Source organism: Nocardia sp. NPDC005746, assembly GCF_040630785.1.
GTDB lineage: Bacteria > Actinomycetota > Actinomycetes > Mycobacteriales > Mycobacteriaceae > Nocardia.
The window spans coordinates 64,949-89,719 of record NZ_JBEXYE010000025.1 but is presented as its reverse complement, the minus strand read 5'-3'; the positions used below and the strand labels follow the sequence as shown (position 1 = coordinate 89,719).

Annotated in this window: 24 protein-coding genes; 8 read left to right on the top strand and 16 right to left on the bottom strand. The window is 68.0% G+C overall.

Going from position 1 to position 24,771, the window contains the following annotated elements:
* Together ABZ412_RS32295 and ABZ412_RS32290 are read right to left on the bottom strand one after the other, a co-directional pair.
* The coding region (locus ABZ412_RS32295) for a class I adenylate-forming enzyme family protein (protein ID WP_357287908.1) at positions 1 to 1,134 on the bottom strand (1,134 nt) is incomplete at its 3' end.
* Positions 1,135 to 1,165: 31 nt separating this feature from the next.
* Entirely contained in the window at positions 1,166 to 1,912 is a 747-nt protein-coding gene (locus ABZ412_RS32290) for a glucose 1-dehydrogenase (protein WP_357287905.1), read from the bottom strand.
* Between the two features lie 505 nt (positions 1,913 to 2,417).
* Here ABZ412_RS32290 and ABZ412_RS32285 point away from each other — a divergent pair.
* Complete coding sequence (locus ABZ412_RS32285) at positions 2,418 to 2,984, top strand: carbonic anhydrase (protein WP_357287902.1); 567 nt, start codon at positions 2,418 to 2,420, stop codon at positions 2,982 to 2,984.
* Positions 2,985 to 3,012: 28 nt separating this feature from the next.
* Here the strand turns inward: ABZ412_RS32285 and ABZ412_RS32280 are convergent, their stop codons facing one another.
* On the bottom strand, positions 3,013 to 3,420 hold the full coding sequence (locus ABZ412_RS32280; protein WP_357287899.1) for a hypothetical protein: 408 nt from the start codon (positions 3,418 to 3,420) through the stop codon (positions 3,013 to 3,015).
* A 288-nt stretch (positions 3,421 to 3,708) separates the two neighbouring features.
* Between ABZ412_RS32280 and ABZ412_RS32275 the strand changes: the two genes are divergently transcribed.
* Positions 3,709 to 4,161, top strand: coding sequence for an SRPBCC family protein (locus tag ABZ412_RS32275; RefSeq protein ID WP_357287896.1), 453 nt, complete (start codon positions 3,709 to 3,711; stop codon positions 4,159 to 4,161).
* A gap of 46 nt (positions 4,162 to 4,207) precedes the next feature.
* Here ABZ412_RS32275 and ABZ412_RS32270 read toward each other — a convergent pair whose 3' ends face one another.
* Positions 4,208 to 4,714: a transglycosylase SLT domain-containing protein gene (locus tag ABZ412_RS32270; protein WP_357287893.1), complete on the bottom strand. Its 507-nt coding sequence runs from the start codon at positions 4,712 to 4,714 to the stop codon at positions 4,208 to 4,210.
* Between the two features lie 199 nt (positions 4,715 to 4,913).
* Between ABZ412_RS32270 and ABZ412_RS32265 the strand changes: the two genes are divergently transcribed.
* The 3 genes from ABZ412_RS32265 (at position 4,914) to ABZ412_RS32255 (ending at position 11,571) form a co-directional block, all read left to right on the top strand.
* On the top strand, positions 4,914 to 8,105 hold the full coding sequence (locus ABZ412_RS32265) for a protein kinase (RefSeq protein WP_357287891.1): 3,192 nt from the start codon (positions 4,914 to 4,916) through the stop codon (positions 8,103 to 8,105).
* Between the two features lie 75 nt (positions 8,106 to 8,180).
* Positions 8,181 to 10,490, top strand: a complete 2,310-nt coding sequence (locus ABZ412_RS32260; protein ID WP_357287888.1) for a serine/threonine-protein kinase — start codon at positions 8,181 to 8,183, stop codon at positions 10,488 to 10,490.
* Positions 10,491 to 10,563: 73 nt separating this feature from the next.
* Positions 10,564 to 11,571 (top strand): AraC family transcriptional regulator, encoded by a 1,008-nt coding sequence (locus tag ABZ412_RS32255; protein WP_357287886.1) that lies wholly within the window; start codon positions 10,564 to 10,566, stop codon positions 11,569 to 11,571.
* On the opposite strand, the gene ABZ412_RS32250 is transcribed toward ABZ412_RS32255, so the two are convergent.
* Positions 11,568 to 12,563 carry a hypothetical protein gene (locus tag ABZ412_RS32250; protein ID WP_357287883.1) on the bottom strand — a complete coding sequence of 332 codons (996 nt, stop codon included), beginning with the start codon at positions 12,561 to 12,563 and terminating at the stop codon, positions 11,568 to 11,570. The genes ABZ412_RS32255 and ABZ412_RS32250 overlap by 4 nt on opposite strands.
* 193 nt (positions 12,564 to 12,756) lie before the next feature.
* On the opposite strand from ABZ412_RS32250, the gene ABZ412_RS32245 reads away from it, so the two are divergent.
* The gene (locus ABZ412_RS32245) at positions 12,757 to 13,554 is read left to right on the top strand and encodes a helix-turn-helix domain-containing protein (RefSeq protein WP_357287880.1); all 798 of its coding nucleotides are present in this window, start codon (positions 12,757 to 12,759) and stop codon (positions 13,552 to 13,554) included.
* A 230-nt stretch (positions 13,555 to 13,784) separates the two neighbouring features.
* On the opposite strand, the gene ABZ412_RS32240 is transcribed toward ABZ412_RS32245, so the two are convergent.
* Both ABZ412_RS32240 and ABZ412_RS32235 read right to left on the bottom strand, forming a co-directional pair.
* Positions 13,785 to 13,946, bottom strand: a complete 162-nt coding sequence (locus tag ABZ412_RS32240; RefSeq protein ID WP_357287878.1) for a hypothetical protein — start codon at positions 13,944 to 13,946, stop codon at positions 13,785 to 13,787.
* Positions 13,947 to 13,965: 19 nt separating this feature from the next.
* Complete coding sequence (locus ABZ412_RS32235) at positions 13,966 to 14,361, bottom strand: carboxymuconolactone decarboxylase family protein (protein ID WP_357287875.1); 396 nt, start codon at positions 14,359 to 14,361, stop codon at positions 13,966 to 13,968.
* Positions 14,362 to 14,531: 170 nt separating this feature from the next.
* On the opposite strand from ABZ412_RS32235, the gene ABZ412_RS32230 reads away from it, so the two are divergent.
* Positions 14,532 to 14,660, top strand: a complete 129-nt coding sequence (locus ABZ412_RS32230; RefSeq protein ID WP_357287872.1) for a hypothetical protein — start codon at positions 14,532 to 14,534, stop codon at positions 14,658 to 14,660.
* Between the two features lie 63 nt (positions 14,661 to 14,723).
* Positions 14,724 to 15,110 (top strand): VOC family protein, encoded by a 387-nt coding sequence (locus tag ABZ412_RS32225; RefSeq protein WP_357287869.1) that lies wholly within the window; start codon positions 14,724 to 14,726, stop codon positions 15,108 to 15,110.
* Here the strand turns inward: ABZ412_RS32225 and ABZ412_RS32220 are convergent.
* The 9 genes from ABZ412_RS32220 to ABZ412_RS32180 are packed head-to-tail and all read right to left on the bottom strand — an operon-like array spanning position 15,097 to position 24,771.
* A complete protein-coding gene (locus ABZ412_RS32220) occupies positions 15,097 to 16,341 on the bottom strand; it encodes a TetR/AcrR family transcriptional regulator (RefSeq protein WP_357287867.1) in 1,245 nt (414 codons plus the stop codon). The genes ABZ412_RS32225 and ABZ412_RS32220 overlap by 14 nt on opposite strands.
* Complete coding sequence (locus ABZ412_RS32215; protein WP_357287864.1) at positions 16,338 to 17,033, bottom strand: hypothetical protein; 696 nt, start codon at positions 17,031 to 17,033, stop codon at positions 16,338 to 16,340. Before ABZ412_RS32215 ends, ABZ412_RS32220 begins: the two co-directional genes overlap by 4 nt.
* A gap of 10 nt (positions 17,034 to 17,043) precedes the next feature.
* Positions 17,044 to 18,219 carry an MCE family protein gene (locus tag ABZ412_RS32210; protein ID WP_357287861.1) on the bottom strand — a complete coding sequence of 392 codons (1,176 nt, stop codon included), beginning with the start codon at positions 18,217 to 18,219 and terminating at the stop codon, positions 17,044 to 17,046.
* Positions 18,216 to 19,367 (bottom strand): MCE family protein, encoded by a 1,152-nt coding sequence (locus tag ABZ412_RS32205; RefSeq protein ID WP_357287858.1) that lies wholly within the window; start codon positions 19,365 to 19,367, stop codon positions 18,216 to 18,218. Before ABZ412_RS32205 ends, ABZ412_RS32210 begins: the two co-directional genes overlap by 4 nt.
* Positions 19,364 to 20,470 (bottom strand): MCE family protein, encoded by a 1,107-nt coding sequence (locus ABZ412_RS32200; protein WP_357287855.1) that lies wholly within the window; start codon positions 20,468 to 20,470, stop codon positions 19,364 to 19,366. The genes ABZ412_RS32205 and ABZ412_RS32200 overlap by 4 nt, the downstream gene beginning before the upstream one ends.
* Positions 20,470 to 21,480, bottom strand: coding sequence for an MlaD family protein (locus ABZ412_RS32195; protein WP_357287852.1), 1,011 nt, complete (start codon positions 21,478 to 21,480; stop codon positions 20,470 to 20,472). The genes ABZ412_RS32200 and ABZ412_RS32195 overlap by 1 nt, the downstream gene beginning before the upstream one ends.
* Positions 21,477 to 22,499 (bottom strand): MlaD family protein, encoded by a 1,023-nt coding sequence (locus tag ABZ412_RS32190; RefSeq protein ID WP_357287849.1) that lies wholly within the window; start codon positions 22,497 to 22,499, stop codon positions 21,477 to 21,479. The genes ABZ412_RS32195 and ABZ412_RS32190 overlap by 4 nt, the downstream gene beginning before the upstream one ends.
* Positions 22,496 to 23,899 carry an MCE family protein gene (locus tag ABZ412_RS32185; RefSeq protein ID WP_357287847.1) on the bottom strand — a complete coding sequence of 468 codons (1,404 nt, stop codon included), beginning with the start codon at positions 23,897 to 23,899 and terminating at the stop codon, positions 22,496 to 22,498. Before ABZ412_RS32185 ends, ABZ412_RS32190 begins: the two co-directional genes overlap by 4 nt.
* Positions 23,900 to 23,907: 8 nt before the next feature.
* Positions 23,908 to 24,771: an ABC transporter permease gene (locus ABZ412_RS32180; protein ID WP_357287845.1), complete on the bottom strand. Its 864-nt coding sequence runs from the start codon at positions 24,769 to 24,771 to the stop codon at positions 23,908 to 23,910.

Sequence of the window (24,771 nt, the reverse complement as noted above, 5' to 3'; positions counted from 1 at the left end):
CACGGTCTCGTTGTCGGCGGCCAGTTCCGGCGGGGTCGCCACGGTCGCGGCGGTGCCGGACTCGGTGCAGCCGTAGCTGGTGGTCAGGCCCTGCAATGCGACGGGGAAGCGTTCACGCAGTCGCTGCACGAGCGATGGGGACGAAGGGGCGGAGTTGAGTGACAACGCCGCCAACGAGGACAGGTCATAGCGTGAAATGTCCACGCCCAGAATGCGACTGGCCAGCGTCGGTACGGCCGCCCAGTTGGTGACCTGCTCTGTCTCGACCAGCCGCAGCAGCGATTCGGCATCGTACTCGCCCGCGGTCGGGAAGATGATCGCGTCACCCGTGGTGAGGCGCGGGATCGCGATGTTATGCAGGCTGGCGATGTGGAACAGTGGCATGGTCGCCAGATGTCGGCGGCCGGCCGGGGAACCGTCCCAAGCCTGGCCGCGGAAGCCGGCGGCCAGCGCGTCGGTGAAGCGGTGGTAGTCGGCGACCGCGACGAGGTTGCGTTGGGTGTGCACCACGCCCTTGGGGCGGCCGGTGGTGCCGGAGGTGTAGAGGATGATCGCCGGATCGTCCTCGGCCACCTCGGCGGCCGGATTGCCTGGCTCGAATTCGGCGATCAGTGCGGGCAGGTCGACTTCCATGGTGAGCAAAGGGATTTCGGTGCCGGTCTCCGCCACGACCGCCGCGCGCTTGGCGTCGGCGATCACCACCTTCGGGGTGGAATGCGTTAAGCCGTACTCGATCTCGCGCGGCGCCCACCACGCGTTGTAGCCGACCGGGATCGCGCCCAACCGCTGGGCGGCCCAGAAGGTGACCACCCATTCGGGGGTGTTGGCGGCCAGGATGCCGATCCGGTCGCCCTTGCCGACGCCGTAGCGCTCGGCCAGCGCGGCGGCCAGCGCGCCGGCGGCGGCGTGGTGCTCGGCGAAGGTGTAGCGGGTGCGCGCGGACACGAGGTAGTCGAGTTCGCCGAGGTCACGGGAGGCCTCCAACAGCTCCAACAGTGATCCTCGGCGGTGCTTGAAGACCGGCTGCGGTGCACCCAGCACCTGCTCGACGGTTATTTCGAACGGACCTCCCGGGCCGGTCAGCTCTGCGGTCACCTGCGTGGCGAGCTTCTGGAGATCAACGGCGTTGGTCATGAATCAAATCCTCGAATCGGTAGTGCGTGCGTCATCCGAACGTCTTGTGGGGCACGCCGACGATCAGGCCACCGTCGATGACGTGCTCCGCGCCGGTCGTGTAGCTGGACTCGTCGCTCGCCAGGTACACGATGAGATTCGCGACCTCCTCGGCGGTGGCGGCACGGCCGAGCGGGATCTGCAGAAAGTCCTCGGGAATGCCCTCGGTCATCGGTGTGCGCACCATGCCGGGATGCACCGAATTGACGCGAATATTGTGCTGCGCCAGCTCCAGTGCGGCCGACTTGGTCAGACCGCGCACCGCGAACTTGGTGGCGGTGTAGCCGTGCAATCCGACGCTCCCACGCAGACCCTCCACCGAGGAAATGTTGATGATCGAACCGCCGCCGGCCGTCGTCATCGCCGTCGTCGCCGCCTGGATTCCGAAGAAGGTGCCGGTCAAGTTGATGTCGACGATCTGCCGCCAGGCCGCCGGGTCGAAGTCGGCAATGGTGTTGCCGTTGACGATTCCGGCATTGTTCACCAGGACGCTCAGCGAGCCGAACTCCTCGCCCGCCATGTCGACCGCCTGTTTCCACTGCTCGGCGTCGGTCACGTCGAGGTGAACGAAACGCGCCGCCGCACCCAACTCGGCCGCCAGCGCTTCACCTTCGGAATCCAGCAGATCGCCTATCACCACCCTGGCCCCGTGCTCGACCAGAGCACGCGCGTGCGCGGCGCCCATTCCGCGCGCGCCACCACTGATGAGGGCCACTTTGCCCGCCACACGCCTACTCATGCTCGATCCAGCCGTCGAGTGTTCTCTGTCATACGGGCAGTAAATCATGTCTTCAATCACTGTTTCAATCAGTGATTGAAATGATGATTGAAGCGTGGCCGATCCGACTACGCGGTCATGAGTCGACCGGTGCTGCGATCGCTGACCGCATGGGCGCGCGGGTCGCGACCGTGAAAATGTCCGAGCCGGGATGGGTGCGAGCGCCGCCGAACAGACTCGAGCGCAAGACATTTCACGATCTTCCGCGGGGGGCGACGGAATCGCGCGTACAGTAACTCGTTGATAGCTGTCTCGCGATGTCGACCGGAGGTGGATGCCTATGGGTTCGGCTCACGAGGGTCTGTCGCGTCGGGGGGTGCTGGCGGGTGGAGTGATGCTCGCGGCTGGGTCGTTGGCCGCGTGTTCGGACTCGTCTCGGTCGGAGGGGCAAACATCGACCCCGATCGCGTCGGCCTCGCCCGAGGCTCCGGCGCCGTCGACTCCCGCGGCGGCGTGGTCGCGACTGATGGCGGGAAACGGGCGCTGGGTCAAGGGCAATCTCGATCATCCCGACCGCGATCCGGATCGGCGAGAACTCCTTGCCATGAAGCAGAACCCGTACTGTGTCGTGTTGTCCTGCATCGATTCTCGGGTGCCCCCGGAACTGCTCTTCGATGTCGGTCTCGGCGATCTGTTCGTGCTGCGGACCGGTGCGCAGGTGATGGGGCCACTGGTGGAGGCGTCCGCCGAGTACGGGCCGCTCACCGGTGGCACGCCGTTGATCGTGGTGCTCGGGCACCAGCGGTGCGGTGCGGTCATCGCCGCGGAGGAGGCCTTGCGTACGGGCAAGGCGCTGCCGGGCAATCTGCAGGAGATAGCGCTCGCTTTGCGCCCGGCCTACGAGCAGGTGCGCGTCAGCGACCAGGATCGTCCCGATGCCATGGCGCGGGCCCAGGTGCGGCTGGTCGCTGATCGGTTGCGTGGCAACGCGGATCTGGCGCCGATGGTGGGAGAGGGCCGGATGGCGGTGGTGGGCGCCTACTACTCCCTCGATACCGGGGAGGTCGAGGTCCTGTCGGGCGCACCCTCCTGAGCGCATGCCGCGCGCGGGCTGGGCGGGTTCATGGGCACTGATCGTAGCCCTGGCCGCGCGAGATCAGAGCGATGGCGTCGCCCGCTCCGGCGGTGAAGCCGGCGTTCTCGTCCGGTGTCGCGGCCGCGGCGTCCGGGCTGGTGAGCCAGCTGGTCAGGAGTTCGTCGCCGGCCTGCTGCAACGACCATCGCGGGTCCCCGGCGTGGCTTCTGGCGGCCAGGGCGAGCACCGCGTGCATGCCGACGCATGCCGAGCGTCGTGCTCCAGCGGCGGCCGGGGACAGCGACGACCCCGGTGTGGTCGACAGGGGCTGGGTGGTCGTGGACACGATCGTGGTGCTCGGTTGGTCGGATGCGCTGCTGCTCGAGCCGCACCCGGTCAGAGCGAGTGCGGCGAGCACGGCCGTCACGCTCGCCGATATGGCTTTCACCGACATGATGTGTGGATCTCCCGCCGACTGCGAACGTGGTGTGTCCCATCATGATTCGGACGCGGGTTCCCGGGGCGGCTTTGGGGCGGTTCGGGGTCGGGCGCCGACACCAGGATGTGCTCGAGTTCAGGTCGGAGTGGCGGACCGGCGCGGGGCTATGCCCGCGATCGGGCGGATCGAGAGTGCTGCCCAGGGCAGTGGGATGGAGGCGAGCACCCGGCTCGACCACCGGAACCGGGTCGTGCCTAGGGTGAGCGAGGTACGGAGGGGGCAGGCGACCGTGTAGGAGGCTTGATGATTCCCGTTGCCGATACCGAGATTCTGATCCGGAGGCCGTGCGCGGAGGTCTTTCACGCGTTCGTCGATCCGGAGGTGACGTCCAGGTTCTGGTTCACGAAGAGCAGTGGGCCGGTGGTGGCGGGCGCGGAATTGACCTGGACCTGGGAGATGTACGGCGTCTCGAGTGAGGTGCGGGTGACCGAGGTGGTCGCGGATCAGCGGATCGTGTTCGATTGGAACGCAACCACGGTCGAGTTCGGGTTCGAGCCCTGGGGGGAGGGGATGACCCGGATGACGGTCAACGAGACCGGTGTGATGGGGACGGTCGAGGAGATGGTCGCTTACGCGGCGGACTCGACCGGGGGCTTCACCTGGATGTTGAGCGGGGCGAAAGCCTTGTTGGAGTTCGGGATCGAGCTGGGAACCGTCCGGGACGCGCATCCCGGAATGCTCCGGCCGGGCTGGTGATCCGAGGAGTGGATCACCGCCCGAGCGGGTGGAGCGAATCGAGTGGTCAGTACGCCGAGTCGACGTTGTCCATCGAGCCGTAGCGGGCTGCGGCGTAGTTGCAGGCCGCGGCGATGTTGGCGACCGGATCGTAGATGTCCCAGGAGGTGCCGTCGACGTGGTAGGCCTCGAAGGTCGGATCGATCACCTGGAGCAGGCCCTTGGACGGGATGCCCGCCGCGGCGTTGGAGTCCCAGAGGTTGATGGCGCCGGGGTCGCCGCCCGATTCGCGCATGACATTGCGGTGGATGCCCTCGTAGCTGCCGGGAATGCCGTGGGCGGCCATGATGCCCAGGGCTTCACGGATCCAGCCGTCGAGGTCGTTCGAGGCGGCGGTCGGCGTGATCTTCGTCGTGGCCGAGAGGTTGACGGCTGCGGGCAGGGTCCGCGCCGAAGCGTCCGGGACGAGTGCCGAGGCCTGGGCGGTTGCCACGATCGACAGCGATGCGGCGGCCAGGGCGCAAGCGGCGAGACGGCGGGCGGTCCGGGAAGGGGAACGGTGTCCGGTAGCCATGGTGGTTCTCCTGAGAATTTCGATGCCGTGCGGTCGCTCGGCGGTGAACACAGCGTCGGTCGGGGGAATACCTGCGCACGACGGTCGTTCTGCCGGGCATATACCTATTTCCGCCGCGCACGTGCGGGGGAGATAAGCTGATTGGTGCCCGCTGCTGGCGATTTGCGAGTTACCGATGGTCCAAGCCGATCCATTCGAAGTGCAGCGTGATGCCGGTTCCGACGTCGTCACGGAGCTGAGCGCTGCCGGATTCGAAGGCGCGCACGAGATCGGGCGCGGCGGACTCGGAATCGTCTACCGCTGCACGCAGGTCGCCGCCGAACGGGATGTGGCGGTCAAGGTTCTCACCGGTGACCTGGACGAGGACCGGGAACGGTTCTTCCGCGAGCAGCGCGCGCTGGGACGTCTCACCGGGCATCCGAACATCGTCAGCATGCTCGAGGTCGGCGAGACCGGCGGCGGCCGTCCCTACCTGGTCATGCCATATTTCCCGCGGGGATCGCTGGGCGAACGGCTCCACGTCGACGGCCCGCTGTCGCTGCCCGACGCCCTGCACATCGGGGTGCGGATCGCGGGGGCGCTCGAATCCGCGCATCGCGCCGGAGTCGTTCACCGCGATATCCGGCCCGCGAACATCCTGCTCACCGACTACGACGAGCCCGTGCTGACCGACTTCGGCATCGCCGACGTCGCCAATTCGCCGGACGTCACCGCGCCCGAAGTGCTCGACGGCCAGGCTCCCAGCCGCGGCTCGGACGTCTACGGACTGGGAGCCACCCTGCTCTGCGCGCTCACCCGCCGCGTCACCACCGAGCAGCCCGATGATGAGCACGCGACCCAGCCCGTGCGGATCGCCACCCCCGCGAATCCCGAACTCTGTGAGATCGGGATCCCCTGGGACGTCCGCGCGGTGCTCGAAGCGGCCATGTCGCGCGACCCGCGCGACCGTCCGACCGCGGCGGCCCTGGGCGACCAGCTGCGCCGGATACAGCTCGAACGCGGCTTCCCGGTCGACGACATGGCGGTGCGCGACGAGCCGGGCGCCGAATCCGAATCGCTCACAGGATCGGAAATGATCGCATCGCAGGGAGTTCCGCGTCTGCACAGTGACGGCTTGCACGACGGGACCGGCAATCTGCCGCTCGAACTGACCAGCTTCGTCGATCGCCGCACCCAGCTGTCGGAGGTCGTCAACCTGCTGGCCGGTTCCCGCCTGGTGACCCTGACCGGGATCGGCGGCGTCGGAAAGTCCAGGCTCGCACTGCGAGTCGCGCACAAGTCCCGGCAGAAGTTCCCGAACGGCGCGTGGCTGGTGGAGCTGGGGGAGTTGCACGACGACGCCCTGCTGCCCGATGTGGTGGCCGCCGTCCTCGGAATCCGAAGCCAGGGCGTCATATCCGTGCTCGACACCCTGGTGGAGGCGCTGGCGCCGCACGATCTGCTGCTGGTCCTCGACAATTGCGAGCATGTGATCGACGCGGCCGCCAAGCTGTCGGAGGCACTGCTGCGGGTCTGCCCGAACGTGCGCATCCTGGCCACCAGCCGTGAGGCCCTCGGCATCGGCGGTGAAGCCGTGTATCCGCTTCCGCCGCTGACCGTTCCCGAGTCGAGCAAGGAACGCGCGTCGGCGCACTCGCACGCCGTGGCGCTGTTCGTCGAGCGCGCCGCCGCGGCACTGCCGGGCTTCGAGATGACCGACGCGAATCAGCCCGCGATCGCCCAGATCTGTGCCCGCCTCGACGGCTTGCCGCTGGCGATCGAGCTGGCCGCCGCGCGCCTGCGCACCATGTCGGTCGAGCAGATCCGCACCCGCCTCAGCGACCGGTACGCCCTGCTGTCCCGCGGTGGCCGGGGAACCCCGAGGCGGCAGCAGACCCTGTGGTACTCCATCAACTGGAGTTACGACCTGTGCACCCCGGACGAGAAGCGGTTGTGGGCCTGCCTGTCGGTGTTCACCGGCGGCTTCGAACTCGACGCGGTCGAGCAGGTGTGTGCCGGTCACCTGCCCGAATACCAGGTTCTCGATACCCTGTCCGCGCTGGTCGACAAGTCCATCCTGGTCCGACAGGAAACCGACGGGGCGGTGCGCTTCCGGATGTTCGAGACCGTGCAGGAATTCGGGCGCGAGCAGGCCGAGGAATCCGGCCTGTACCCGGATCTGCATCGGCGCCACCGGGATTGGTGCGAGGGACTGGTCCGCGAGGCGAACGCCGAGATGATCGGCCCGCGTCAGCTCGACTGGGTCGCCCGGCTCGAACGGGAACTGCCGAATCTTCGAAAAGCCTTGGAGTACAGCCTGTCCGAGTCCACCGAAGGCGGGCTCGGGATGGTCACCGACCTGTACCTGTTCTGGGGTCTGCGTGGGCGGCTCCACGAAGGCTACCGCTGGTACGAGCGGGCCCTCGGCCACCCCGGCGGTCGCATCACCGATCGCGCCCGGGCACTGTTCGCCGCCGGCACGATCGTGGGTTTGACCGGTGACCTGGCGACCGCGAACAAACGATTCGACGAGCTCCGCATCCTCGCCGAACAGACCCCGGACCCGCTGGTCGCGGCCCTGGTCGACCACGTCGACGCCAATGCGGCGCTGGCCCGCGGCAATGTCGGCGAGTCCGACGCGGCCGCCCTGCTGACCGACGCGATCCGCAAGTACGAGGCATGCGGCGAACTCGGTATGCAAATCGACGCGCAACTGTCCCTCGGCTGGGCCTACGCCCTCGGCGGTGACGCCGCGCGGGCCGTCGCCTGCCACGAGAAGACGCTCGCCATGACGTCGAGCGCCGGCGAATCGATCTACCGGTCCTGGGCCTTGTTCGCCGCGGGCTTCGCGGTCTGGCGAGCCGGCGACGTCGACCGCGCCAAGCGTCTGCTGGAGGAGGGCGTCCGGCTGTCCGCCCTGATCACCGAGCCGCTGGTGGCCGCGGGCTGCCTGGAGACCCTGGCTTGGATCGCCGCCGATCGGAACGAGCCGCGCCGCGCGGCCGTCCTCATGGGCGCGGCCGACAAGCTGGGTCGTCTCGCCGGAACCGCGACCCTCATGGTCCGCGACCTGCTCACCTACCGCGCCGACTGCATGCGCGGCAGCCGCGAGGCGCTCGGCCCGCGCGCCTTCGACCGGGCCCGCCAGGAAGGCTCCGCCATGAGCCTCGACTCCGCCGTACGACTCGCGCTCGACGAACCGTCCCCGGCCGGCGAGACCGCCCCGCAGGTGCTGACCAAACGGGAACGCCAGGTCGCCGAGCTCGTCGCGGAAGGCCTGACGAACCGGGCGATCGCGTCCCGCCTGGTGATCTCCCAGCGCACCGCGCAGGGTCACGTCGAGCACATCCTGGTCAAACTGGGGTTCACCTCCCGCGCACAGATCGCCGCCTGGGTGGCGGAACAGTCCTGATCTCGTGGATGTCCGGAAATCCGGATACCGTGGTCTGGGTAAGACGCCTCGGAGTTTCACCCCGGAGTGACCGCCATGAGCGAGCCGAACGCGAACGCAACCGCGGTATTCGATCCGCTGGCCGATCGTGCCGCGAGTACTCTGCTGCGGCTCGTCGACGCGGTCGAGGAGTTCACGGCCGCATGGGAATCCGGTGGCCTGCCTCCCGATCTGGCGAAATTCGCGCTGACCGGTGACACCGCCCGCCGGGCCTCCCTGATCGCACTGGTCAAGGTGGATCTGAAATACCGATGGCTGCGCTACGAGCATCCGAAGCGGCTCGCCGAATATCGCGCCCGGTTTCCGGAACTGGCGTCGGGCCCGATGCCGCGGCAATTGCTCTACGAGGAGTTCCATATTCTGCGCCGCGCCGGCGTCCGGATCGATGTCGCCGAATACGCGCGGGACTATCCCGCGTACGCCGACCGGATCGACGCGATCCTGCGGCCGGACGACCCGTACGAGAGCACCCTCGTCGACCGGACCGGCCCGCCGGTCGCGGGTGAGGAACTCGAACCCGGCGACCGCATCGACGACTTCGATCTCCTACTGGAACTGGGCCGCGGCGCGTTCGCGAGAGTCTTTCTGGCACGGCAACTCTCGATGCAGCGACTCGTCGCGGTGAAGGTCTCCACCGACCACGGCACCGAACCGCAGACGCTGGCCCAGCTGGACCACGAATACATCGTGCGCGTCTACGACCAGCGGGTACTGCCGGACCGCGCGCTGAAACTCATGTATATGCAGTACCTGCCCGGCGGCACGCTGTCGGCGGTTCTGACCCGCGTTCGCGAGACCCCGCCGGAACAACGCGGCGGACAACTGCTGCTCGATGCCGCCGACGCGGCGCTGGAACAGAAGGGCGAGCTGCGAACCTCGGGCGCCCGGGTGCGCGACGAGATCGCCGCGTTGTCGTGGCCGGAGGTGGTGGCCTGGCTCGGCCGCAGGCTCGCCGAGGCCCTGGACTACGCCGAGGAGCGCGGTGTCCTGCATCGCGACCTCAAACCGGCGAATGTGCTGCTCACCGCCGATGGTGTCCCGAAACTGGCCGACTTCAATATCAGCGCCAGCGACCACGTCGCCGGCAGCAGCCCGGTCGCGTACTTCGGTGGTTCCCTGGCCTACATGTCGCCGGAGCATCTCGCGGCCAGCCACCCGGCTCTGTCCGGCACCGTCGAGAACCTGGACACGCGCAGCGACATCTATTCGCTGGGCATCGTGCTGTGGGAGCTGCTGACCGGGCGGCGGCCGTTTCCCACGCTCGAGGCGAAGGACTCACAGGCCGCGGTCGAGCAACTGCTCGAGGTGCGTCGCCGCTCGATCGCACCGGAATTCCTCGACGACCTCCCCGCGGACACTCCGCCCTCGCTGCGCCGCGTGCTGCTGACCTGCCTGGCGCCGGAACGGGAGGACCGCTGGGCCAATGGCGCGGAGTTGGCTCAGCAGTTCGAACTGTGCCTCGACCCCCGGGCCCGGGAGCTGGTGGACGCGCCACAGCGCCGGTGGCTGCCGACCGCACCACTGTGGGCGATCCCGATCCTCGCGCTGGCGATCGCCATACCGAACCTGATCGCGGTCGGATACAACTACTACTACAGCAGGACACTGATCGTCGGGAAGCTCACGCCGCAGGCCCGGCACACCTTCGAATACGTTGCGCTGGTGCTGTATCCGCTTGCCATCGTGGTCGCCGCGGTCCTGATTCTCTTCGCCGCGCGCCGCCTCGTCCTGGTTCTGGTCGGCCTGCGCATCGGCTGGGACTTCACCGATGAGACGCTCACCCGCGCCCGCATCGACGCGCTCCGGCTCGGCCCGCGGGTGGTGTGGATCGCCTTCGTGTTCTGGGTGCTCGGCGGAATCGTGTTCCCGGTCCTGCTGAACCTGATCGCCGGGGGCGTACCGTACGCCACCTACGTGCACTTCCTGCTGTCGGTCGTGGTGTGCGGCGCGATGGCCGTGTCGTATCCGTACTTCGGGCTCACCTGGTACGTGGTGCGGTGCCTGTACCCGGTGTTCCTGGAACACGGACGGTCCGACGCCGCCGATATCGACCACCTGCACCGGCTCGCCGGGCGCACCGGCTTCTATCTGACCGTGGCGGCCGCGGTGCCGCTGGTCGGCGTCACCGGGGTCACGTTCCTGCCCGGGGTGGATATCGAGTCCATCATCTGGGCGGTGCGGATCCTGTGCGTCGGCGGCATCCTCGGTTTCGTGCTCGCCTATCTGCTGTACGGCGTCATCGAGAAGGACCTCGAGGCGCTCGAACGGGTGGCGACGGCATCCGGTGTCGTCCTGACGACCCCGCACCTACCGAAACCCTTGCGTTCCAGCTCTGATCGGCGGTGATCGAACGACTCCGGGCCTCGCTATTCCTCAGAATCCCGTCCCGCGCAGGCACATGCGGTGGGAAGATGCGGACGTGGAGCAAACCGCCTCCGTGACAGTCGAGGTGCGCTCGTCCTCGACGCTGAAACCGCGTGATGCCTTCGAACAGTGGGAAGCACTGATGGCGGATGCCATCGTGCCCTCAGCGATATCGCCGCTACACGACGGGTGCTGGAACGGCAAGATCACCAGCACCCAGTTCGATCGAGTGTCGGTCGCGCTCATGCGAGCCAGCGCACAGCAGGTGAACCGGACGCAGCGGATGGTCTCGCGGTCGCAAGGGGAGTTCCTGCTCGCCAATATCGTGCTGGAAGGGACGAATTGGACAGAGCAGCAGGGGCGGACCGCGGAATCGGTGGCCGGGTCCATCGCCTTCTATGACAGCGCGCAGCCGCTGCTCAGCCGCACCACCGACAACGCGATGTCGACGCTGCTGCGCGCGCCGTTGCAGCCGGTGCTCGACTACGCCGGGCTGGCGCGCGACGAGTTGCCGTTCGCTGTGCCGATTCCCGCCGACGGGGCCATGGGCGTGGTCACCCGCTTCTTCCGCGACGTGGCCGAACTGACCAATGAGGAAGCCGAGCGCGCGAACCTCGCCTTCGACGGGCAAACCACCGGCATGCTGGCCTCGGCGCTGTTGCTCGCGGTCGGGAAAGCCTCACCGGCGCCCTCGGATTCGCTCTACACCCGCCAGCAGATGATGGCCTACCTACGAAAACGGTTCACCGATCCCGACCTCACCGTCGACGAGATCGCCAAGGCCTGCCTGGTGTCCCGGCGCACCCTGTTCCGCATGTGCGAAGGGCTCGGCGGCCCGGGCGCGCTGATTCGGCGCATGCGCATCGAGCACGCCCGGCGGCAGCTGCGGTCGGAGCCGACCCGTTCCCTCAACTCCATCGCAGCCGCCTCGGGTTTCGCCTCCGACCGGCACTTCTACCGCGCGTTCCAGCTCGAAACCGGTATGACGCCTGGCGAATTCCGCTCCCAGTACGCCTTCGACGCCTCCGGCGCCCGGCGCGAGAGCCGTCCGGCCGCGGACTAGGACAGCAGCTGCCCGTGTGCCAGCGCCTCGATCGGCGGGCTGGTGTAACGCGGTGCGCGGTAGTGGAAGTCGAAGTTCGCGCGCACGTACCGGCGGTAATCCTCCAGAGTGTGCAGGGTGTCGGTGCGGGCCTGCCCCGTGACGCCGAGCACGTCGAGTTCCTCGGCCAGTGCTTCCTCCATCCGGCCGATCCGTAGAATGCACTCGGTCAGCATCTCGTTGACCACGCGCAGGGCGTGAGTCCTGGTGCAGCCGAGGTGATATTCGGCCAGCAGCACCGCGTTGTAGGCGTAACCGACCGCCTCGTCCGCGGGCAGGGAATGCACGTCGTTGATCAACCCCATGTGCTCGGTGACCGCCGCGCGCAGGGTCTTCATGGCGGGCAGCTGCCGGACCGTGTCGGGTAGATCGATCCCGTAGGTGATCTCGCTCAGATCCAGCAGCATATAGATGGCGACCGAGATCTGCCGGTGGGTGCGGTATTCGTCGAGTTTCGGCAGGTCACGGGTGATGGTGCGGACGCTCTCGGTGTAGTAGCTCCACCACCACTCCACGATCTCGGCGCGCACCGCGCGTTGCCACTGCGGCGAGCGGCCGCGGCACAGTCTGCGCCACAGGTCCTGGAAGCCGGTCGCCAGCACACCGGATGGTGTGCCGTCGAGGTGAAAGCCCGTCTCCAGGCGTTGAATGGTGGCCAAACATCTTCGCGGGTCGGGCATTTCGATATCGAACTGGTCGTCCACGATAAACGCCCACGCCGTGAATTCGGCGAGCAGTGCGAGCGATTCGACGTCGGCGTCGGGGCACCACATCGAATACATCTCGACCGGGCGGGAACCCGCCACTCTGCGTCGGGACAACTCCTCGGGAACGAGATCCAGGTTGACCAGCCATTCCCACATCTTGGATTCGGCGGCTCTGGCTCTGGGATTGGTTCCTTCCGGCGGATACGGCATGTGGAAGTCGGGAAGGACGATTCGCTCGGAAACCATGGGGCACAGCTCCTTCGGTGAGCGCGAATCCGCGTGGCCTCATCCGCCGACCCTGGAGTGCGAGCCGGCTCCCCGCCATCCGATCACGCCCGATTCGTCTAGTATCGCCCACTTTCCCCTGGGGCACACCCCGATTGGGGGGGGGAATGGAAGAATCAGCACACCGGACGGTTCGCGCGTGGGAGAGGCGGCGATGGAGGAGTTCGATACCGAGGTGGCGGGGGACGGGCTTCCCAATGCGCCCACGTTCGGGTCGGTCTTACGACGGCTACGGGATGCGCGCGGCGTGTCGCGGGAGCGGCTGGCATTCAATTCGGGGGTCAGCGCCAGTTATGTGAATCACCTGGAGAAGGGCGAACGCGAGCGGCCCACCCGGGAAGTGGTGACGGCGTTGATGCGCTATCTCGATCGCCTGACGGCACTGGCCCCGGAGGAATTCCGGCAATTATCGGATCTGGCCGGACTCGGTCCCGTGGAGCAGCCCTCGACCGATGACCTGCGCGCCGATCTCGGGCGCGGAATTCCGCAGGCCCTGGCCTTGTACGAGCCGCACCTGGCCGCTTACGTCGACACCCGCCTGAACATCCTGATGTGGAACGACAGCTTCGCCGCGGGGTTCCCGGGACTGACCGAGGGCGGCAATCTGCTGCGCTGGATGCTCGATGATCCCCGCGCGCGGCACGCGCTGGTCGAATGGGAGCGGGAGCTCCGGATCTCGATCCAGTGGCTGCACGGCTATATCGCCCAGTACGGCGACACCGGCTGGTTCGACGACCTGTTGCAGGAGCTGGGCCGGTTCCCGCTGTTCCTGGAACTCTGGTCGGACACCACCGCCCGCTACGAGCGCGCCCGCCCGGTCATCTGGTTGCGCGACGGCGACGGTACGACGGTTCGGATCGTCGGGCAGCTGTTCACTGTCAACAGCACGGCCTATCCCGGGCGCATGCAGATCTTCATCGGGCTGCGGAGCCCGGGCGAGGGTCAGGCGTAGGACTCGCGGTGCCGGCAGTGGGATAGCAGGACCGATCCTCGTCCTGCTGCTCCTGGTCACGGCCGCACCGCGGCGCTGGATCGGGTTGCGGGAGAAGGTATTCCGCGCCTGGCGCGCCAGCCGGCCTGAAGGCCCGATCGGTCGTACCGGCCCGTGGCGGAGGGGATCGCGGGCCGGTACCGCACTGTCGTCACCGGAACGGCGGCGTCATCGCCGGTATGCCGGTACCGTCACCGGCCGAGGATCCGCCGAATCCAGCCGCCCTCGGCGGCCTGCTCGTGCCCCGCGCACCATTGATCGGCCGGAACCCGGGCGCGCACCTGGGCGATGTGCGCCCCGCATCCGGTCCAGGTGGTCTTGCCGCAGGTCCGGCACCGCGTCGCTCGACACATTCGAGAGTCCTCCGGGTTCTCAGGCGGGCGCTTCGCCGGATGCGATGGCGTCGGCGAATTCGCAGAACGCCTCGTAGGCGCGAGCGCCGTGGATCGTGGCCGGACCACCGTGCATCAGGAACGTCACGCCGATCGCCTCGGCGGCCTCCTGCTTGGTCGCCCCGGCCCGCGCGGCCGCCTGACCGTGCGAGGCGATGCACCCGTCGCAGCCCTCGACGACGCCGATGGCCAGCGCGATCAACTCCTTGGTCTTGCGATCCAGCGCGCCCGGCGCGAATGCCGCCTTGCTGAGCTCGCCGAAACCCTTGTACACCTCGGGAATCGCGCGCCGCAGCTCCCGGTGCAACGGCGACAGCTCGTTGAGCACGGCCTTTCCGTGCGGCGACGCCTGCGTGGTCTCGTGCGGTGCGGACATGCCTACTCCTTCGACTGCTTCATAGATACCCCACCGGGTATATCAACCACCGTAGCATACCCCAGGGGGTATCCTGGAGGGTGTGGTCACGGCCGGGCCCGGCAACACGAACCGGGCCGCGAACCCGATACCATCCACCCGAACCCATCCGATCGGCCCGAGGAGCACCCATGTGTCAACCGACCCCCTGCCAGACCTGCGGCAAGATCACCTGGGCAGGGTGTGGCGACCACATCGACCAGGTCAAGGCGGCCGTTCCGGCCGAGCAGTGGTGCGACGGCGAGCACGTCGCCAACTAGCCGGACGAGGGACTCTCACGAATCCGGTCGCCACGCGGCCGGCGCACAGGAAGGGTAGGAGCCATGCGGATCTACATCACCAGTGTTTTCGTGGACGACCAGCAGAAGGCGCTCGACTTCTACAGCGGGGTGCTCGGCTTCGAGAAGAAGCACGACATTCCGCTGGGCGCGGCCCGATGGCTGACCGTGGTGTCGCCGGAGGACCCGCAGGGGGCGGAATTGTTGCTCGAGCCCGACGGGCATCCGGCGGTGAAGCCGTACAAGGACGCGCTCGTCGGTGACGGAATTCCCGCGGCCTCCTTCCAGGTCGCGGATGTGCGGGCCGAATTCGAGCGATTGAGCGGGCTCGGGGTGAGGTTCACCCAGCAACCGGTGGAGGCGGGCCCGGTGACCACCGCGGTGTTCGACGACACCTGCGGCAATCTGATCCAGATCGTCACTCCGGCGTAGTCCGGACCTCGGCCGGGCCGAACAGGACGGCCTCCATGAGGCGAATCACCCACTGGCGCGGATAGATTCGCTCGTCGTCGCCGAAGACGCGGGCGTAGTCCACCACCAGGCCGAGGGCGGCGTGCACCAGGACGGCCGCCTCGGCGGGGGTGAGGCCGGGGCGGACGCGGGTGAGCAGGGCCGCCCATTCGGTGACCACCATGCGCTGCACCACGCGCAGGGTCGCGCGCTCGTCGTCGGGGACGTGGCCGAATTCGGCGAAGTACACGAAGAGCAGTTCGCGTTCGTCGAAGGCCCCGGCCACGTACATGTCGATGAGCTTGGCCAAAGCCTCCGCGGGGCCGGAGGATTCGGCCAGGGTGGGGGCGATGACGGCCGACATGCGGTCGGCGGCCCGGCGGAAGGCGGCCTCGAGCAGATCGCCCTTGCCGCGGTAGTAGCGGTAGACCGCGGAGGTGGAGGGCAGGCCCGCGGCGATCGCGATGTCCTCGACGCTGACATTCGGATAGCCGCGCTCGTAGAACAGCCGCACCGCCCGCGCCAGCAGTAGTTCATGTTTGAGCGAGAGCGGCGTCTCCACCGCGCGCGGGGCGGGGGGCGGCTGGGCGGGCTCGGGCAGGTCGGCGGCGATGATCGCCCAGCAGGCCGTATTCAGCAGGACGGCAAGGGTTTTGGAGGCGAGTACGACCCGGTGGTCGCCGAGGCAGCTCACCGTGCTGAAGACCCCGATGGCCCGCACCCGCAGTTCACGGGCGGACAGGCCGGGCCGGACCGCGTCGATGAGGGCGCTGAGGTCGGTGAGGGCGGTGCTGAAATGCTGGTCCACCGTGCGCTTGTCGGGGTCGTCGAGGTAGCGGTGCTCCCACCGGGCCAGCCCGACCGTCGTCCGGTTCACGATGGTCTCCGCGATGATGCCGTCGATCCCGTACCCGAGCCGCCGCCGCGCGGGCCAGCCCGCCGCCACCTCGGGCAGGCTCACCGCCGCCACCGTCACCTCGCCCAGCCGCAGCAGCTCACCCGCGAACAGCGCGTACTTGCTCGGATAGTGCCGGTACAGCGCGGTGGAGGTGATGCCGAGGCGGGCGGCGATGTCGTCCATGCTCACCCTGTGGTAGCCCTGCGCCGCGAATTCCGCGGCCGATACCGCCGCGATCTGGGCGCGCCGGTTCTTCGGCCGTCGCCGAACCGCCCGCGCACCCGGTTCGGGGGCGGGCGTCCTCGCCCGGTTCACGACTGCGGCTGTTGCGCCAGCGGCGAATTCACCTTGTTCACCAGCCACCGGTCGCCGGACCGTTGCAGCCGCATCACCATCGACAGCTGACCGGGGGCGGGCTTGCCCTGGGTGCCGAGGCTGGTGATGGTCTGGCCGATCACCACGATGGCCTCGGCGGAGTCGCGTTCGGTATTGCGGACCGCGCACTGCACGTCGGTGGCCTTGGACACGACCTGGCCCTGGGTGAGCACGTCGCGCAGATCCTTGCTGGTGGCGTCGAATTGCTTGCGCCACTCCCCGGTCGCGCCGTCGAGGACGCCGGTGAAGTAGGCGTCGAGGTTCTTGGCGTCGTAGGTGGCCAGTATCGGCGCGTACGCGCAGGCCGCGGCCCGGGCCTGTTCCTGGGCGGCGAGCAGATCCTTCTGTTCGGCATCGTGCCGGTAGAGCACGATGCTGGACCCGATCGACGCCGCCAGTGCGAACACCACCGCGGCGCAGGCGGCGATGCGGCCGCGCGGGCCCAGGGCGGGCAGCGAGGTCGTGCGCAGGCGTGACTTCCACGTGTGCCCGGTCGATTTCGGGGCGGCGGTGGCGGGTTCCGTGATCTCGACGGCCGCGGTGTCGGTCTTGTCGACATCGACGGGCGCGGCCGGGGTCGCCTCGGGGTCGGGGGTCTCGTCCGGGTGCTGCTCGATGATGTTGTCGCTCATGGGAAGTCTCCTAACGGGGGACAGGCTGGGACATTTCGTTGCCGGTGGCCCCCGGCGGTGTGGTGGCCCCGTTGTCGGGCACGTCGGGTCGCGGCGCGTTGGCCGACCCGCGGACCTGCAGGGCCGGATCGCTGGTGACGCAGTAGTTGTAGAGCCGCACCCGGTTGTCGGCCTGGATATCGGTCGGCACCACCGGGATGGTCTGGTAGTCGCAGCTGGGCCGGGGCCACGGATCGATCAGGGTGTTGTACGCGCCGTCGTGGGCGGGCACGCCGAGCGCCTGCGATCCGGCGCGCAGGGCGGGGAAGAGCGCGGCGATGGCGGGTGCGCGCAGCTTGGCGGCGCGGGTGACGGCCACGAAGTTGGTCACCAGATTCGTGATGGGGTCCTGGGTTTCGGAGATGAACCCGTTGAGGGTGGCCAGCTGGCCGGGCCCCTGCCGGAGCAGTGTGCGCAATTCCTGGTCGGCGGAGGCGAACTGGTCGAACAGCACGCTGCCCGCCTTGGTCAGGGTGCCCAGGTCGGGCTGCGCGTGCTGGGTGGTGCCCGCGATGACTTCGAGATTCTCGATCAGCTGCCGGGTCTGCGGCAGCAGGTCGGTGAGGCCCGCCATGGCCCGGCTCAGCCCGGAGATCATGTTGCGCAACCGATCCGGCCCGCCGGCGAGAGCTTTGTCCAGCTCGTCGACGATCACGGTGAGCCGATCCGGGTTCATGCCGCCGACCAGGTCCCCGAGATTGCTGAACACCGACTGGATCTGCACCGGCACGCTGGTGCGGGCCCGCTCGACGAGTGACCCGTCGTGCAGGTAGGGCCCGGTGTCGGAGTCGGGCCGGAAGTCGAGATACTGTTCCCCGGCCGCCGAGAGCCGCCCGACCGCCACGGTCCCGCCCAGCGGAATCCGGGCACTGTCGTCGATCTCGGCGACCGCGGCCACCCCGTCTCCGGCGACGCGCACGTCGCGGACCTTGCCGACCCGGCTGCCCCGGAACGTCACGTCATTGCCGGGCAGCAACCCGCCCGAGGACACCAGTTCCACGGTCACGTCGTAGGTGTGCGGAATCGGATCGAACCGCAGCACATAGCCGCCGATATAGCCCGACCCGAGGATCAGCACCACGATCAGACCGAGATTGGCGATGGCGATCCGGCGCTGTACCACCCAGTTCCACAGTGGCGGATTCATCGATCCCCTCCCTGTTCCGGCTGCGCGGGCTGGGTCTCGGGCTGACCCGGCTGCATGCCGGGCGGTCGCGGCGGGCTGGTGAGCCGCCCGAACACCTTCTCCAGTACCTGCGTCAGGCTGCCGATGAACTGCCCGGCGTCACCGAGTTCCGGCCACCGGCTACCGTGTGGATCGGTCAGCGCGCCGACGCTCAGGTACGACACCGTCGCCGCCACCGCGAGGGCGGGCCCGCGCAGGCTGGCCATCAGCGATGGATAGATGGCGTGCAGCCCGTCCAGTGTTCCGGTCAGCTGATCGCTCTGCGCGAAGCCGGACATCAGGGCCTGAATGCTGTTGAACAGCCCGACGAAATCGCCGCCGGTGGTGGTGGCGAAATCACCGAGAGCGTCGGTGGTGGTCGCTACCTTGGCCAGCAGGTCCACGATCTGCTGATTGTTCTCCGTCAGCAGCCCGATCAGCGCCGGGAAGGTGTCCGCGGCCGCGCCGAGTTGCTCCTTGCGCCGGGCCAACTCACCCGAGAGCGAGTTCATCCCGCCGAGGACGGAGTCGATATCGCCGGTGCGGGCGTTGAGCGCGCCGATGGCGGCGGTCATCTCGGTGATCAGATGCGAGAGTTCGGGCGCGCGTCCGCCGAACATGGAGTTCATCTCGCCGGTGATCTTGGCGGCCTGATTGATGCCGCCGCCGTTGAGCAGCAGCGAGATCGACATCATGAGCTGCTCCACCGAGGCGCCCGCCGCGGTGTGGTCGGTGCCGATGGTGTCGCCGTCGCGCAGTGGGTCTCCGGCGTCGGCGGCCGACGGCAGCGTCATGGCCACGAACATGTCGCCGAGCGGGGTGGCCTGGCGCAGTTCGACCGTCGTGCCGCGCGGCAGCCGGATGTCCTCGCGGATCAGCATGCGCACGTCGGCCAGGAAGTTGGTGGTCTCGATCTTCGTGACCACCCCGATATCGGTGCCGCCGATCTTGACGTGCGCGTGGTCGGGCAGGTTCAGCGCGTCGGCGAAGGACGCGTGCACGGTGTAACCGGGTGCGCCCAGACCGGGTTTGGGCATGGGGAGGCTGTCCACGGTGACCGCGCACCCGGTGGCGGTGAGCAGCGTGGCGGCGGTCAGGACACCGCCGAGAGCCGTTGTGCGTAGTGTCATTTCAGGTTCGTGATCCCCAGTAGTGCGGCGGTGATGCCGAAGTCGGGTCCGAAGTCGGCCACCTTGCCGGTGCGGCAGCCGTCCAGCCGCATCTGGATGCGCTCGCAGAAGGTCGACAGGATCTCGCCGTCGAGCACCGACTTGTCCAGCAGGCCGTGCAGCCGCAGCGCCTGATGTTCGGTGCTGGTGGCGTTGGCCAGGTTCTGGAACATGAGCGGTCCGACGTCCACGATCTCGGTGAGGCTGCGGGCATTGGCGCGCATCTGATCGGTGATGGCCACGAAGCGGGTCAGCGCCCCGGCCAGCTGATCCTTGTTCTGCCCCACCAGGGTCGCGGTATTGGTGACGAAGTCGTCGAGCTGGCGGAGCACCGCGTCGATGCCGGGGGCTTGCTCGCCCATCAGGTTCACCAGTTCGGTGAGCCGGCCGCTGAAGTCGCGCACCGTCTGATCGTTGGCGGCGATCACCTGGGTGATGTCATTGAGTTTGACGATGGTGTTGGAGATCTGGTCCTTGTTGGCGAAGGTCACTTCGAACGCGCCCGACAGCTGGTCCAGGGTCTGGCGCAGCTTGTCGCCATTGCCGTTGAGCAGCGGGAACAACACCCGGCTGGCCATCGGCCCGGTGGTGTTGTCACCTTTGAGCGCATCGCCGAGCTGGGAGAAGGTGGCCAGGATCCGATCCAGCTCGACCGGAACGCGGGTGCGCTGCAACGGAATATAGGCGCCGTCGGCAAGGGTCGGACCGTCACCGGTGTAGGCCGGAGCCAACTCCACGTGACGATTCGTGATCAACTGTGGATTCACCAGCGCCGCAATGGCATCCGCGGGAATCTTGACGTCCTCATCCAGCGACATGGTGACCTGGACGTAACTGCCCTTGGGCGTGACGGTTTCGACGGTCCCGATCGGAACCCCCAGCACCGCCACCTCATTGCCCGCGTACAGGCCCGCGACGCTCTCGAAATCCGCGGTGACCTTCATGCGCGCGCCCAGATACTCGGTGGGCAGCGAGCCGATCGAGTCGGGCAGCAGCCCGCACGCCGAGGTGAGCAGCAGCGCGCCGCACACCGCGGCCAGCCGGAATGGTCTGCGAAATTGCATCACTTGCACCCCTGCACGGCCTGCGCGAAGCACAACCAGTTGTCCGGGAACAGCCACGGCGCGTACACGTTTCCGTATGGCCCGTCGCCGAGCACATTGTTGAACTGCCGCAAGGTCACCGGCATGATCTGGTACAGCCGGGCCAGGTTGTCCTTGTTCTTGTCCAGGCCCTCCGACATGGTGTTCAGGTCGGTGATGAGCGGACCGAGTTGGTTGTTGTTCTCGAGCCCCATCTGCTGCAACAGCTTCGACAGCGAGGCCACATTGTCGAGCAGCTGCTCGAGCAGCGTGTGCCGCTTCTGGACCGCGCTGCCGATGGCCTCGCCGCGGGTCAGCAGCATGAGCACGCTGTTCTGGTTGTCCGAGGCCAGCTGCGAGACGGTGTCCATGCCCTTCAAGAGGGTGTCCACCTCGTCGCGGCGGTCATTGATCACCTTGGCGAGCGTGCCCACGCTGTCGAGCGCCTGCACGGTCAGCTCGGGGGAGTTGCCCATCTGCTGGTCCACCAGGTCCAGGGCATTGCGCAGCTTCTGCGGATCCAGCTTCTCGACGCGTTCGAAGGCGTTCTTGTACTGCGGATCCTGCACCACCTTGCCCAGGTTGTAGGGCACCGAGGTGTGGTCGAGCTTGATCCGGTCGCCGAGCAGGGTCCGTCCGCTGCCGGGGGTGAGCTCGACGTGCAGGCGGCCCAGGATGGTGGACATCTTGATGGCGGCGCGGGCATCGTCACCGAGCTTGATCTCGCGCCGCACCTTCATGTCCACCAGCACCTTGCCGTTGTCCAGCCTCACGGCGCCGACCTGACCGACCTCGATGCCGGAGACATCCACCGTCGCGCCCGGCCGCAACCCGGCGGCCTGGGCGAACTCGGCGTGAATGGTCTTGTCGCCCACGTGCGCCTGCTCGATCAGGGTGGACCCGGCCAGCAGCGCCACCACGAATCCCGACGCGAACAGACCCAGTCGCAGCGGCCGGTTGGCCAGGAAGCCCGGGTAGCGAAGCCGCCTCATCGGCACACCTCCGAATGTGATTGGCCGCCGATCTGGTTGAACAGGCCCGGTGGCAGCAGCACGCCCCACAAGGAGACGTCCAGGCTGCACAGGTACGCGTTGCCGTAGGCGCCGTAGCTGCTGAACCGCGCGACACCATTGAGGACGTCGGGCAGCTCGACGGCCGCTTTGTCCAGCGACGCGCCATTGAGCAGGAGCAACGCGACACCGGCACTGGCGTCGGTCTGCGCGCGGGCCGCGCCGGGCTTCACCTGGGCCAGGATGCCCACCAGTGAATCCGTCGCCGTCGCAACGCGTTCCACGGACGATTTCAGCGTGCCGCCCTGCGCGTACAGCGCATCGGTGAGCGCTCGCGCCTGGGTGATCAGGGTTTCGAGCTCATTGCTGCGGTGGGCCAGGCCGGAGATGACGCTGCTGAGATTGCCGACCACCTGGCCCAGGATCTCGTCGCGCTGCCCGAAGGTCCCGGCCAGCTGCGCGGCCTGCGTCACCAGGGCGCTCAACGAGACGCCATTGCCTTGCAACGCCTGGATCAGGGTCTCCGACAGCGAGTTCACCTGATCGGGTTGCAGCACGCTGAACAGCGGCTCGAAGCCCGACAGCAGGGACGAGACGTCGAAGGACGGCTCGGTCCGGTCGAGCGGGATCTGACCGCCCGCGGGCAGCGGTGCGCCCGCCTCCTTGCCCGGCAGCAACGCGATATAGCGTTGCCCGATCAGGTTCTGGTAGCGCACCAGCGCTTTCATCGAGGTCGTCGGATGCTGCTCGGCCCCGATGCGGAAGTCGACCCGGGCGCGGTAGCCATCGGTGAAATCGATCTTGTCGACCCGGCCGACCCGCACGCCCGCCATCCGGATGTCGTCGCCGACCCGCAGGCCCAGGACGTCGGAGAACACGGCGGAGTAGGAGTTGGTGGAGCCGGGCACCGAACGTTGCAGGGTGGACCACATCGTGTAGGTGAGCAGGACCGCGACAGCGGCGAACAGGCCGAAGCCCGCCAAGGCTTTTCCGGACTTCACGACACGCCTCCCGTCTCGGCCGGGACCAGGTCGCCGCCCGCGAGCAGAGGAGTCAGCAACAGCAGCTGAGCCGCGTCCGGCCGGTGGCCGACGATCGCGGCGACCGCGTCGCTGCCGCGCAATCCGGCCGGCTGAACGGCCGCGGGTGCGGGCTGGGTCGCGCTGGCCGGCGCCGTCAGCCCGGGAATCGCGGGCAGTCCCGGAATCGACGGAAGACCCGGAAGGGCAGGCAGACCCGGAATCGCGGGTGTGGCCGCCGGTGTCGGCGCGGGCCCGGCGGCATTGAGCCAGGTGGGCAGCTGCTGCTGGGGGAACTGTTGCGCCGGAGCGGTATCCGGCACCGTCGACCCACCGCAGCGCGGTCCCGCGAGCTCCCCGTAGTGCGGGCAGTCCGCCGCCGTGTACTGCTGGAACGGCGTGAACGACACGTCCATCCGCCACACCATCTGCTTCTTGGGCCCGAAGGTGAAGACGCCCTGCAACCGCTGCAGGGCGGTATTGAGATTGGCGATGGCGAACGGGATGGCCTGCGGGTCCTGGGCCAGGCTGCCGAAGAGCTGATTCAGGCCCGACACCAGGAACTTGCCGGAATCGGGATTACGGGCGAAGAGTCCGTTCACCGTGTCCACCGCGCTGCCCCCATTGGTCAGCAGACCGACCAGCGCCGCCCGCTGCTCGGTGAGGGTGCGCGCGGTGGTCACCGACTTGGCCAGGGTCCCCACCAGATCCGGGGCGGACTCGCTCAACGCGGTCGCCGCCCGGCCCAGATTGCCGAGCAGGTCGCCGACGCCCTCGATCCCGCGCACCTCGGTGACCCAGCGGTCGAGCCGCTCCACCGTGGACCCGGGGACCCGGGCCGACGGATCCAGCGCCGCCGCCAGCGTCGACAGCACCCGGCCCAGCTTCTCGGGCTGAATATTGTTCAGCACGGTGCGCAGCACATTGAGGGTGCTCTGCAATTGGACCGTCGCGGTGCTGGTGTCCTCCGGAATGGTCGCGCCCGCGCGCAGCGTGTCCTTGGTGGGTGTGGTGTCGACCAGTTCGACCGCGGTCACCCCGAAGATATTGTTCGGGATCACCCGCGCCGCCACATTCGCCGGAATCGTGTTCGCCACCACCGGTCTCAGTGCGATGGCGGCTTCCTGCCGCTCGCCCTTGGCCACCACGGTGACGTCCTCGACGCGGCCGACGATCATGCCGCGGAACTTCACGTCGGCGTGGGCGGGCAGCCCGTCGCCGGTGCTGGTGAGCGCCGCGGTGACCGGGACCTTGTCCTCGAAGCGGCCGTTGTAGCGCAGGGCCAGCAGATACAGCAGCAGCGCGACCGTGGTGAGCAGCGCGAGTCCGGCCAGCGTGAGGTGGCGGGCCGTGGGGCCCCGCCCGCTGGGATCGAGAATCATCGATACACCTATCCCGAGATGCGGAATCCGGGGTCGATGCCCCAGATCGCAAGGGTCAGAAAGAGATTGACGAAGACCATGACGACGATGACCATCTTGATGGCGCGTCCGGCCGCCACCCCGACGCCCTCGGGCCCGCCGGTGGCGACGAAGCCGTAGTAGCACTGGATGAACGTCGAGATCATCACGAACACCATGACCTTGAGCAGCGACCAGAACATGTCCGGTCCCAGCAGGAACTGGAAGAAATAGTGGTCGTAGGTGCCGGCGGTGGTACCACCCAGGATCAGCACCGACAGCTTGGTCGCCAGGTACGCCACCGCCAGGCCCACGCTGTAGAGCGGGACGATGGTCAGCGTCGAGGCGATCATGCGGGTGCTGATCAGGTATGGAAGCGGGCGGATGGCAATGGATTCCAGCGCGTCGATCTCCTCGGAGATGCGCATGGCGCCCAGCTGCGCGGTGAACCGGCACCCGGCTTGGATCGCGAACGCCAGGGTCGCGATGATCGGGGCCAGCTCGCGGGTGGTCGCGAAACCGGAGATCGCGCCGGTGAGCGGGCTCATGGTGAGCAGGTTCAACGCCGTGAACGACTCCATGCCGACGGTGATCCCGCCGAACCCGCACAGCGCCACCACCACGCCGATGGTGCCGCCGCCCACCACCAGTGAGCCGTTGCCCCAGCCGACGTCGGCGGTCAGGCGCAGCACCTCCTGGCGATAGTGCTCGAGCACGAACGGAATCGCGATCAGGGCCTGGAAGAAGGTGATGACCTGATGGCCCAGTCGCTGATTGGCCTGCACCGGCACCGACACCACGTTCGCGGCCAGGCGCACGGGTTTGAGCGCCGGGGGAGTGTAGGAACTGCCCAT